The organism is Streptomyces sp. rh34 (assembly GCF_002551245.1).
GTDB lineage: Bacteria > Actinomycetota > Actinomycetes > Streptomycetales > Streptomycetaceae > Streptomyces.
Genome location: NZ_NTGZ01000043.1, coordinates 26855 through 37673 on the forward strand (window position 1 = coordinate 26855; position 10819 = coordinate 37673).

Annotated in this window: 10 protein-coding genes and 1 pseudogene; 7 read left to right on the plus strand and 4 right to left on the minus strand. The window is 70.8% G+C overall.

Features of this window, described 5'->3' with window-relative positions; translation table 11 throughout:
• Positions 1–106: 106 nt before the first annotated feature.
• Positions 107–838, minus strand: coding sequence for a GAF and ANTAR domain-containing protein (locus CR470_RS11405; RefSeq protein WP_097867472.1), 732 nt, complete (start codon positions 836–838; stop codon positions 107–109).
• Positions 839–1325: 487 nt separating this feature from the next.
• Here CR470_RS11405 and CR470_RS11410 point away from each other — a divergent pair, with 487 nt between their 5' ends.
• Complete coding sequence (locus CR470_RS11410; protein WP_097867473.1) at positions 1326–2183, plus strand: RNA polymerase sigma factor SigF; 858 nt, start codon at positions 1326–1328, stop codon at positions 2181–2183.
• 139 nt (positions 2184–2322) lie between these two features.
• On the opposite strand, the gene CR470_RS11415 is transcribed toward CR470_RS11410, so the two are convergent.
• The 3 genes from CR470_RS11415 to CR470_RS11425 form a co-directional block, all read right to left on the minus strand.
• Positions 2323–3117: a SigB/SigF/SigG family RNA polymerase sigma factor gene (locus CR470_RS11415; protein ID WP_097867474.1), complete on the minus strand. Its 795-nt coding sequence runs from the start codon at positions 3115–3117 to the stop codon at positions 2323–2325.
• A gap of 276 nt (positions 3118–3393) precedes the next feature.
• On the minus strand, positions 3394–3624 hold the full coding sequence (locus CR470_RS11420) for a DUF2945 domain-containing protein (protein ID WP_097867475.1): 231 nt from the start codon (positions 3622–3624) through the stop codon (positions 3394–3396).
• 85 nt (positions 3625–3709) lie between these two features.
• Positions 3710–4120 carry a four-helix bundle copper-binding protein gene (locus tag CR470_RS11425; protein WP_097867476.1) on the minus strand — a complete coding sequence of 137 codons (411 nt, stop codon included), beginning with the start codon at positions 4118–4120 and terminating at the stop codon, positions 3710–3712.
• Between the two features lie 252 nt (positions 4121–4372).
• Between CR470_RS11425 and CR470_RS11430 the strand changes: the two genes are divergently transcribed.
• The 6 genes and pseudogenes from CR470_RS11430 to CR470_RS11455 all read left to right on the plus strand — a co-directional run bounded on the left by CR470_RS11430 (position 4373) and on the right by CR470_RS11455 (position 9955).
• Entirely contained in the window at positions 4373–4858 is a 486-nt protein-coding gene (locus CR470_RS11430) for an SRPBCC family protein (protein ID WP_097867477.1), read from the plus strand.
• Positions 4859–4925: 67 nt separating this feature from the next.
• Positions 4926–6566: a phytoene desaturase family protein gene (locus tag CR470_RS11435; RefSeq protein WP_097867480.1), complete on the plus strand. Its 1641-nt coding sequence runs from the start codon at positions 4926–4928 to the stop codon at positions 6564–6566.
• Positions 6567–6773: 207 nt separating this feature from the next.
• Positions 6774–8181: pseudogene (locus CR470_RS11440) on the plus strand (salicylate synthase).
• 202 nt (positions 8182–8383) lie between these two features.
• Entirely contained in the window at positions 8384–8695 is a 312-nt protein-coding gene (locus CR470_RS11445; RefSeq protein WP_218923762.1) for a hypothetical protein, read from the plus strand.
• A 419-nt stretch (positions 8696–9114) separates the two neighbouring features.
• Positions 9115–9540 (plus strand): aspartate 1-decarboxylase, encoded by a 426-nt coding sequence (gene panD / locus CR470_RS11450; RefSeq protein WP_097867478.1) that lies wholly within the window; start codon positions 9115–9117, stop codon positions 9538–9540.
• 61 nt (positions 9541–9601) lie between these two features.
• Positions 9602–9955 carry a GNAT family N-acetyltransferase gene (locus CR470_RS11455; protein WP_097867482.1) on the plus strand — a complete coding sequence of 118 codons (354 nt, stop codon included), beginning with the start codon at positions 9602–9604 and terminating at the stop codon, positions 9953–9955.
• Positions 9956–10819 lie beyond the last annotated feature (864 nt).

The following is a 10819-nucleotide window of genomic DNA, read 5'->3' on the forward strand; positions in this document are numbered from 1 at the left end:
GGCGCTCGTCGCCGCTCGTGAGCGGCTGCAGCACTCGCGCCCGAGAGGGAGAGCCCCGGTCTCCGCCTCGGTCCCTGCCTGAAGGACCGCCCTCGCCGGTGAGGTCTCAGGGGCGCGGGCGCAGCCGGGGGGTACTAGCCGGCGGATTGCCGGAGACACTGCCGACGAGTTGCCCGCAGAGGTCGCGAAGTTTGACATTGCGGTGCTGCGACGCGGTGCGCAGGGTGTGGAAAGCATCTTCGGCCGAGCAGCGACGCTGACTCATGACAATGCCGATCGCCTGGTCGATGACCGTGCGCGACTGGAGAGCCGCGTGCAGGTCGGAGGTGAAGGTCTGGGCGTCGGAGAGCCGTTGGGCCAGCGCGATGGCCCCCGTCGCCCGGGCGGCCAGGTCGCGCAGACCGTCGAGGTCGACGTCCTCGAAGCCCTTCACCTCGGGTGAGTAGAGGTTCAGCGCGCCCGCGGTGTGGGAGCGCGCCGCGATGGGCAGGGAGAGGGACGACATGGTCCCGGCGGCGACGGCGAAGGCCGGATAGCCGTTCCAGCGGATCTCGACCCGCATGTCGACGACACTGACCTCGTGCCCTTCGCGCAGGGCTTGCAGGCAGGGGCCGTCGTTCTGTCCGTACTGCGCCTCGTCCAGTTCCGCTGCGCTGGTTCCCGCGCTCGCCACGGTCAAAGGGCGGCTCTCGCGCTCCAGCGTGATGCCACAGCCATCGGCGCTGGGAGCGTTGACCAACGCCCCCTCGGCCAGTGCCTGAAGGAAGTCCTCCAGCGTGTCGGTGTCCAGGAGCAGCGAGATGAGGTCGGGCGTTCCGGGTGTCAGGGCGTCGGTCATGGTCGCTCCTTCCGGGCCGGAGCCCTTACTGCCGGCACGGCACGATACGGGAAGTGACGTCGTAGCACGCAGGGGGCGGGCCCGGCCGTGCGCAGGCCGGAGAACCGCAGAACAAGTGGTGCCGAATACCCGATCGGCGGCGGACGAGGGGCGGGGTCGGCAAGTGGCCTTCACAGCGGGCCGCTTCCCTGTCCCGGCGGACCGAGCACCGTCATCGCGGACCGTCAGCCCGGCTCACTCCGCCTCGCCGGGGACCTCGCGCCGACGAAGTGCTGGGCCACCTCGGCCTGTTGCTTCAACAGCGCCGCGCCCTCGCGCAGTAACACCCGCGATACGTCGCGGATCGTACCGTTCCGTCCAGGCCGGGGACCAGCCCCTCGTCCATCCGCGGCGGACGTCGATTTCCTGGGAATGACGCGCCGGAGGGCGGGTACGTGCGATCGCGCAGGGGGGCTTCGAACGGTGTTCAGGAAAGGGGAATCTCGCCATGTCGACGTCCACGGAAGCCGCTGCCCCGTCTACCGACGCAATATCGGGGCTCCCGCGGATCGACGACCCGCGCGGTATCGCGCCGAAGGACGCTCGGGCGCTCGGGACGTTGTTCTTCGAACAGCTGCGGGTTCTCGAAGAGGGCACGCCGGCGCACCAGTACGCGCGGAACACGCTGATCGAGATGAATCTTTCCCTGGTGCACTTCGCGGCGAAGCGGTTCCGTAACCGCGGCAGCGGCGAGATGGAGGACATCGTCCAGGTCGGGACGATCGGCCTGATCAAGGCCATCGACCGGTTCGAGCTGTCGCGGGAAGTGGAGTTCACCTCGTTCGCCGTCCCCTACATCGTCGGGGAGATCAAGCGGTTCTTCCGCGACTCCACCTGGGCCGTTCACGTCCCACGACGTCTGCAGGAACTGCGGGTCACCCTGGCCAGGGCGAAGGAAGAACTCGCGGGCCGGCTGGACCGTGAGGCCACGGTCGCCGAACTCGCCCAGCACCTGCGGATCAGTGAGGAAGAGGTCATCGAGGGCATCGTCGCCTCCAACGGTTATACCGCGGGCTCCCTCGACCTGCCCATCGGATCCGAGCGGAACAGCGCCGAGACCGTCACCTACGGAGACATCAAGGGCGAGGACGATCCCGCCCTGGAACTGGTCGAGAACCTGCACGCCTTGGCACCGCTGATGAAAAGCCTGGACGACCGCGAACGCGCGATCGTCCGCATGCGCTTCGGCCAGGAGATGACCCAGGCTCAGATAGGCGAGCGCCTCTCGCTCTCCCAGATGCATGTCTCTCGGCTCCTCAACCGCATTCTGACCAAGCTCCGCAAGGGCATGCTCGCGCAGCGCTGACACAGCGGTACGGGGAGGCTGACACAGCGGTACGGAGTGGCTGCTACAGCGGCCTCATGGCCGGCTCACCGGCACGGTGGGCTTCGGCGCGGGAACCTGCCGCCGGCCGCCCGTTCGGCATGGGCGCCGCGTGGGGCCGTCATGCCGCCCCCTGGAGGGCGTCGTCGCGCAGCCGCTCGCAGGACTGGCTGAGCAGGCGCGAGACGTGCATCTGGGAGATGCCGAGGCGCTCGGCGATGCTCACCTGCGTCATGTCGCGGAAGAAGCGGAGGTAGAGGATCGTGCGCTCCCGCTCCGGCAGCTTGCGCAGACCCGGCTTCACGGCTTCCCGGTCCACGGCGACTTCCAGGGCCCTGTCGGTGGACCCCAGCCGTTCGGAAAGAGGCCTGCCGCCTTCCGTGCCTGCCGGTTCGGCGTCCAGGGACAGGGCGCTGTAACTCTCCAGCGCCTCCATGCCCAGCAGTACGTCGTCCTCGCTCAGTCCGGCAGCAGAGGCGATCTGGCCGCAGGTCGGAGCGTGCCCACCCGCCGTCTGGCTCAGATCACGCCGTACCGTCCGTACCTGGTTGCGGAGATCCTGGACGCGACGCGGTACGTGGACGGCCCAGGTGTGATCCCGGAAGTGCCGCTTCAGCTCGCCCATGATGGTCGGAACCGCGTACGTCTCGAACGCACTGGCGCGGAGCGGGTCGTAGCGGTCCACCGCCTTGACGAGGCCCATGGCGGCCACTTGCCGAAGGTCGTCCATCGCCTCCCCCCGGTCGCGGAACCGTGAGGCTATCCGGTGAGCCATCGGCAGCCACGCGCAGACCAGATCGCTGCGCAGCTTGTCCCGCTCCGGGCCCGGAGGCAGCGCGCCCAGCCTCCGGAAAGGCTCGTGTGCGGCCGAGTCGTCCCCGTCAGTGCGTCGTACGTGGCCAGATACAGCCTGCATGCGAACTCACTCCTCGACGACGGTTACGTTGAGTCGCCGTAGGAGCGCGCGGAGTCGGACAGATGCCGCCCGGGACTCCCACGGGCGCGCCTCATGTCCGAAGCGCATTCTTCGCATACCCGAACGAATGCGGGCTAAACGTGTGTAATTCGGGACAGTAGCGGAAACTCGCTGCCGAGTCCGGCCGCGGTGCCGCCGAGGGGGCCGGCCGCTACATCTCGGGGTCGTGGCCCCGGTCATCAGGGAGTGGCGCCACCGGCACGAAGTCGTCGTCGCTCACGACCGTCCGCCGCCCTCCTTCCTGACCAGCGACTCCGGGCGGTGGACGGCCTTCTTGCCCGTCTTGTCGCTCCGTACTTCGTACTGCGGTTCCTCCTCGGAGGCGTCGACCGTCCGGCCGGCCCTCTCGGTCCGCTTCTCGATCCTCCCGGTCACGGAGCCCTCGACGTCCTGCCCGTGGCTCCGCCAGACGACGTCGTCGCCCTTGGAGAGCTTCTTCTTCGTCATGGTGCGCATCCTTCAGTGCTCGCTCGTCCGCCGATGTCCCACTGGTGGCCCGCCGGGCGCGTGTCCGCGCCGGACCGACGAGCGGTCAGCCCAGCGAGGACAGGAGGGCTTCGCACGCCCGCTCGCAACGCCGGCATGCCTCGGCGCAGACGCGGCAGTGTTCGTGCCGGTCCGCATGGGCCTCGCACGCGTCGGCGCAGGCCTCGCAGACGGTGGCGCAGGCTCGGAGGACCGCGCGGGTCACGTTCGCGTCGTACCCCGTGTGGCGCGAGAGCACGGCCGCGGTCGTTCCGCAGACGTCGGCGCAGTCCATATCGGTGCGGATGCACCGGGTGAGCTCGGCGACCGCCTCCTCCGACAGACAGGCGTCGGCGCAGGCCGTGCAGGCCTGGGCGCAGGCGACGCACTCCTCGATGCAGCGGGCGAGCTTCTGGCGGTCCACCCCGCCCAGGTCGGCGGGGTAGGTGGTGAGCATGTCCTCGACCACGGTGGTCATGAGCGCCTCCCGGCGTGCAGGTCGTCCTGGGCGGCGGGGCGCCGCCCGCTTTGTACGGGTAGACCGATCGCGGGTCGCGAAACGCGAATCGCCTGAACATCGGAGAACGCGCCCGAGCACGAGCGGGCCCGCCGGTCCGCGAAGGACGGGTTTGCTCTCCGGCATCGGTGGTACCCAGTAGCGGCACGACGTCCGGCGTTTCAGGACCTCCGACCGACTCAGGACACTCCGACCGACGTAGCGAGGACGACCATGGCAGCCCGGCACCATCTCATCGACCGCTCCCCGTCCGCCGTGTGGGCGGTGCTGGAGGACGAAGGTCTCTACGGCACCTGGGTGGTGGGGACCTCCGGATCCCGCCGGGAACAGGGCGACTGGCCGGAGCTGGGCTCCTCGATCACCTACAGCGTGCGCCTGGGGCCCAAGGAGTTCACCGGGCGCACGGTGGTGCGGCGCATCGAAAGGCCCGGGACGTTGGAGCTGGAGGCCGAGGCCGGCCCGCTGGGTTCGGCGCGTATCGCCCTGGACATCCGGCCGTGGGGCGACAAGACCCTCGTGACCGTCGACGAACATCCGCTGCGGGGCATCGGCGGCACGCTCCACAACGTCCTGCTGGACTCGCTGATCCAGATCCGCCACCGCACCATGCTGGCCCGCCTCGCCCGGCTGGCCGAGCGCATGACGCCGGGGGAGACGCGTGAGGGCGGACGCAGCGTCGCACCGGCCGACCGCCCATGAGTTCCCGCTGTACGTGGAACCCGCTGTGGGCGGGGTGCACACCGTCGAGACGGAGGGTGACGCTCCCATGGTCGACGCGGTAGTGGTCGGCAGCGGACCGAACGGCCTGGTCGCGGCCAATCTGCTCGCCGACGCCGGCTGGTCGGTGGAGGTGCTGGAGGCGCAGGACGAGCCGGGCGGCGCGGTCCGCAGCGACCGTGGTGTACACCCCGAGTACGTCAACGACCTGTTCAGCTCGTTCTACCCCCTGGCCGCGGCTTCCCCGGTCCTGGCCCGGCTGGATCTGCACCGGGAGGGGCTGCGCTGGAGCCACGCGCCTCAGGTGCTCGCGCACCCGCTGCTCGACGGCGCCTGCGCGGTGCTGGACCGGGACCGGTCGGCGACCGCCGCCGGCCTGGACCGTTTCGCGCCCGGCGACGGCGAGAGCTGGCTGAGCCTCTGCCGGATCTGGGACCGGTTGGGCGAGAACATCGTCGACGCTCTCTTCGCGCCCTTTCCACCCGTCCGGGCCGGGGCCGTGCTGGCGGCGCGGCTCCGGGCGGCGGGCGGGCTGCGGCTGGCCCGCAGCCTCGTCCTCCCGGTCCGCAGGCTGGGCGAGGAGGAGTTCGCCGGGGCAGGCGGGCGGCTGCTGCTGGCGGGCAACGCCCTGCATGCCGATCTGGCGCCGGAGGCGGCGGGCAGCGGCGGCTTCGGCTGGCTGATGTCCATGCTGGGGCAGTTCCATGGCTTCCCGGCCCCCGTCGGCGGCGCGGGGGCTCTCACCGCGGCGCTGGTGAGCCGGTTGCAGCGGCGTGGGGGGAGCGTGAGGTGCGGGCAGCGGGTCACCGAGATCTCCGTACGGCGGGGGCGCGCCGTGGGCGTGCGTACAGAGACCGGGGAGGCGGTCCCCGCCCGCAGGGCCGTGCTGGCCGACGTGTCCGCCCCGGGCCTTTACGGGGCGCTGGTCGCCGCAGAGCACCTGCCCGGCCGGCTCCTGGACGACATGCGACGGTTCCAGTGGGACTTCGCCACCTTCAAGGTGGACTGGGCGCTGAACGGCCCTGTTCCGTGGAGCAGCGCGGCTGCTGCCTCGGCGGGGACCGTCCACCTGGCCGAAGGGGTCGACGAGCTCACCAGGTGCGCGTCCCAGATCGCCCGCGGCCTGATCCCGGACCGCCCCTTTCTGCTGGTGGGGCAGATGACCACCACCGACGCGACCCGGTCGCCGCTGGACACCGAATCGGCGTGGGCCTACACCCACGTGCCCCACGCGGTGAAGGCGGACGCGGGCCCGGACGGGCTGACCGGCGGATGGGACGCCGGGGAGCGGGAGCGGATGGCCGACCGGGTGGAGCAGCAGGTGGAGCGCTACGCTCCCGGCTTCCGCAGCCGGATCCGGGCCCGGCGGATTCTCTCCCCGGCGGCGTTGCAGGACGCGGACGCCAATCTGCGTAACGGCGCCATCAACGGAGGAACGGCCTCGATGCACCAGCAGTTGGTGTTCCGGCCGGTGCCGGGAACGGGTCGCCCCGAAACACCCGTGAAGGGGCTGTACCTGGCGTCCGCGTCAGCGCATCCGGGTGGCGGGGTGCACGGCGCTCCGGGCGCCAACGCCGCCCGCGCCGCCCTCCGCTCCGCCTGGGGCACCGCGACCGTGCTGTCCGCTGCCCGGCGACTGCCGGCCCGCCGCGGCCGGACCGGTCGCGAGGCGGCCTATCGGTCGAAGTAGGACTCCAGCCCGCCGCGACGTCGGACGTCGAGCGTCGCGCAGTGGAAGGATCCGACCTGGTCACGGCGGGCGGCACCTACGCGTCCTTCTGGCAGCGCCGGACCCGGGCCCACGGCTGGCGGCTGGAGGCGGCACGGTCATGACTCCCCACCACGCACCAGCGATCCGCCGGACACAACCGGAGCGCCAGAGAGAGGGCACGACACGATGAGTACCGGCCTGAGGAAGACCTGGGACGCGTGGGCGGGTGCCGTCCCGCGACTGGCGCACGCAAGCACCCTGGAGCCCTGCGACGACCCCGCGGCCGCGGCCACCCGCCTCGCCCAAGCCGCCCTCGCCGACCAGTACATGGTCTACGAGGCGGCAGCGGGCGTCTGGCACTTCGCTGCGGGCTCCACCGAGAGCCTCACCGCGCACGCGGCCGGCATCACGGCGCGAGCGGGGGGGGCGCACCTGGACGTCTCCCACCGACGACAGGCCCCTGACGGTTTTCGCCGACGCGCTGAGCGCCCTCTCCGCGGCGCACGGCGCGCACGACAGCGAACGTCACTTCTACGGCTGGGCCGCCTTCGAACTCGCCCATCTCCTCCACGCGGACCCCGCGGCCACCGGTGAGGGGCCTCTGCTGCACGCACTGATCCCGTCCGTCGAGGTGACCCTCACCGGGGACCGGACCGTGATCCGCGCGATGGACGAGGCGTGGCTCCACAAGGTCGCTGACCTGCTGGCGGAGCCGACTACGCAACATCTCGCCCCGGACGGGCCGACTCCGGAGGTGTCCGAGCGGATCATCGCGGCCGGCACGGACGCCTATGGCTGTGCGGTGTCCCGAACGGTCGAGGACATCCGCGCCGGGCTCCTGGAGAAGGTTGTCGTCTCCCGGAAGGTTCCGCTGCCCGCCGCGCCATCCGTGGACTTCCCCGCGACCTATCTCACGGGCCGCCGGGCCAACACCCCGGCCCGCTCCTACCTGCTGGATCTCGGTGGCTACCGGGCTGCCGGGTTCAGCCCGGAGACCGTCCTGGAGGTCGGCGAGGACGGCCGCGTCAGCACCCAGCCCCTCGCAGGCACCCGCGCACACGGGGCGGACCCGACGGAGAACGAGCGCCTGCGCGCGGAACTGCTCACCGACCCCAAAGAGGTGCACGAGCACGCCGTGTCCGTACGCCTCGCCTGGGAGGAGATGACGGCGGTGTGCCGGCCCGGGTCCGTCACGGTCGAGGAGTTCATGGCCGTCCGGCCGCGCGGTTCGGTGCAGCACCTCGCCTCACGGGTGACAGGCCGACTGCGGCCCGATGCCGGACCATGGGGCGCCTTCGCCTCGATCTTCCCGGCGATCACCGCCACCGGAGTCTCCAAACGCTCCGCCCTCCAGGCGCTGGCCCGCCACGAGGAGGGGCCACGAGGTCTGTACGGCGGCGCGGTCTTCCGGGGGAGCACTGATGGCGCCCTCGACGCGGCACTCGTCCTGCGCACTCTCATCGGTGACGGCGACGAGACATGGCTGCGCGCGGGCGCGGGAGTCACCGCTCAATCCAGCCCCGAACGGGAGACAGAGGAGACCTGCGAGAAACTTCGCAGCGTCGCCCCGCACCTGAGGTTCGCCGTTCAGTAGATCTGGGAGCCGACCGTGCACACCGCAGCCGGTGAAATACATTCTCAGATATAGCACCGATAATCGTTATCGATAGCACGCCGGGTAATTAGCCTGTTTGCCGACGCGTGTTCTCTGTGGCAGCCTCGGTCGCGAGGGTAGAAAACAGGAGGACGCTGAAAGCTGCCGCCGAGAAAAAGGGCGGTGGTCTGAATTCATGGAGATGAGTGAAGTGGCGACATCCCTGCAACATCAGCCGCACGCCGGTCATGACCACGCGCACGCTGCGGGCTGCGGGCACGTGGCAGTCCCTCACGGCGATCATGTCGACTACGTGCACGACGGGCATCTGCACCGTGAGCACGACGGCCACGCGGACGAGTGCGAGGCCGGCGAGCACCGGGAGCACTCCGAACACACCCACGCGCACGGCGAGGGCTGCGGGCATGTCGCGGTTCCCCACGGTGACCACATGGACTACGTGCACGACGGCCACCGGCACGCGGCTCACGAGGGCCACTGGGACGACCACTGACCGTTTCGCGTGCACCATCCGAGAACGCAGAATGCACCCCTGTGCCCCGGGGGCATTCTGTGTTCTTCTGTATTCCCGCAGGGAAATTCTGTGCAGGGGTGAGTGGCCGCTACTCACCTGATCGACTGCGGAACGAGTGGCGTGGAGGTATTGCACCAACGGGCGGGTGCCGCATGATTAGTCCGGACTTTGTTGTGACGGCAACCGTCTGCGCCGGTATTCGCGTGCCCAGCCGGCTTTCTCAGCAGGCAGCGCGGCGTCAGTCCGGCCGGTGTCCCACGGAAGCGCTGGTGGTGCGCCTGGCCCATGGATCAGACCGATATGCCACGGGATCTTCGTGCTCGATGCCTTCGCTGTACAGTGATGGACGCCCTTGACCTGCACAAAGCAGGCAGGGAGCCGCCATCGAGGAGTCCGAAGTGCTGCGTACCATGTTCAAGTCCAAGATCCACCGGGCCACCGTCACCCAAGCCGACCTGCACTACGTCGGTTCCGTGACGATCGACGCCGCCCTGATGGAGGCCGCCGACCTGCTGCCCGGTGAGCTGGTCCATATCGTTGACATCGACAACGGCGCCCGGCTGGAGACGTACGTCATCGAGGGCGAGCGCGGCTCCGGTGTCATCGGGATCAACGGCGCGGCCGCACACCTCGTGCACCCCGGTGACCTGGTCATCCTGATCAGCTACGCGCAGGTCGACGACGCGGAGGCCCGTGCCCTCGTGCCGAGGGTCGTGCACGTGGACGCGGACAACCGGATCGTTGCGCTCGGCGCCGACGCCTCGGAGCCGGTTCCCGGGTCCCGTACGGAGCGGAGCCCGCAGGCCGTCGTCGCGGGCGGCTGAGGTCGCCGTCCGCGCCTCCGGACAAGCGATGTCCACGTTCACGAACGAGAAAGCGGGAGTCATGGCCGAGAAGGCAGCTGTGGAGATCAGGGACGACCGGGAGAACGGCAGTCTCGTGGCGTACGAGGACGGCGAGCCGGCCGGCACCATCGCGTACTTCGTCATGGACCCGGCCCCCGGCGCCCTGGTGGCCGTGCACACCGTCGTCCCGCCCGAACACGAGGGCAAGGGCATCGCGGGGGCGCTCGTCCGGGAGTTCTTCGCCATGGCCGCCCGCGAGGGAGTTCCCGTCGTCCCGCTGTGCCCGTACGCGGCGAAGTGGGCGCGGCGTCACCCCGACGAGGCGCCCGAAGCGCCGGCCGAGCTCGTCCAGGAGGCGGAGCGGCAGCTCAGGGGCCACCCCGAGCTGTTCTGACCTCACGCTGGGGCCACCGGCCCCGGCCCATCCTCACGCCGGGCCCGGGGCGTCTCACGCGCTCAGCCCCGTGGCCGACCCGCCCCGGGGCGCGAGGTCCCGGCGGATGTACCACTCGGTGCCCAGCACCTCGCGCTGGACTGCCGGAGGCAGAGCGGCGATCCGGCCGGGCGCCGCCGCCTCTTTCCACCTCGCTGCGGTGCGCGAGGATCGCGGACAGCTTCCTCGGAAGCCAGGGGCCGACGTCCACGGTCGTGGTGATCCACGCGTCCTCCGAGCAGTACAGCGCGTCGGCCGGGGTTTCCCGGCCGGGCCAGCCGCCCGCCGACCGGAACAGCCGCCGAGCGGGGGTGCGTGGCGAGGTGGAGGGCGCTCGGCTGCCAGGGATCACCGGAACCCGGACAGAAGCGGGGGAGGGCGGCGGCCCGGACCGCCAGGGCGAGGACTCCTCCGCAGAACAGGGACTCGTCGTCCGGATGGGCGTGAACGGCGAGAACGCTCGGCAGGGACACGGGGGCACCTTTCGCCTCGACGGTGCCGGTCGCGGAACCGTACGGGTCCGGGCACCTCGCCGGAGTCCTGCCCACGCGGTAGGGCCCGGCACACGTCGCCCCGCGCTCCTGTCGCCGCGGGCACGTGTGGACTCGGCAGGCGCGGGCAGCCGCTCCGGGAGACGGTGGAGGAAAGCTCCATCTGTCCCTGTCATGCCGTTGTGGAGGATCGCGATGACCCACCCGTACCCCGACCCCGTACCGCCCTCGCCGACGCCTCCGCCCGTACCGGGCCCGCCCACTCCGGTGCCGAGCCCGCCGCCCGTGCCGCCGGGCCCCGGGCCGGTGCCGCCCCTGTCTCTTATACACATCT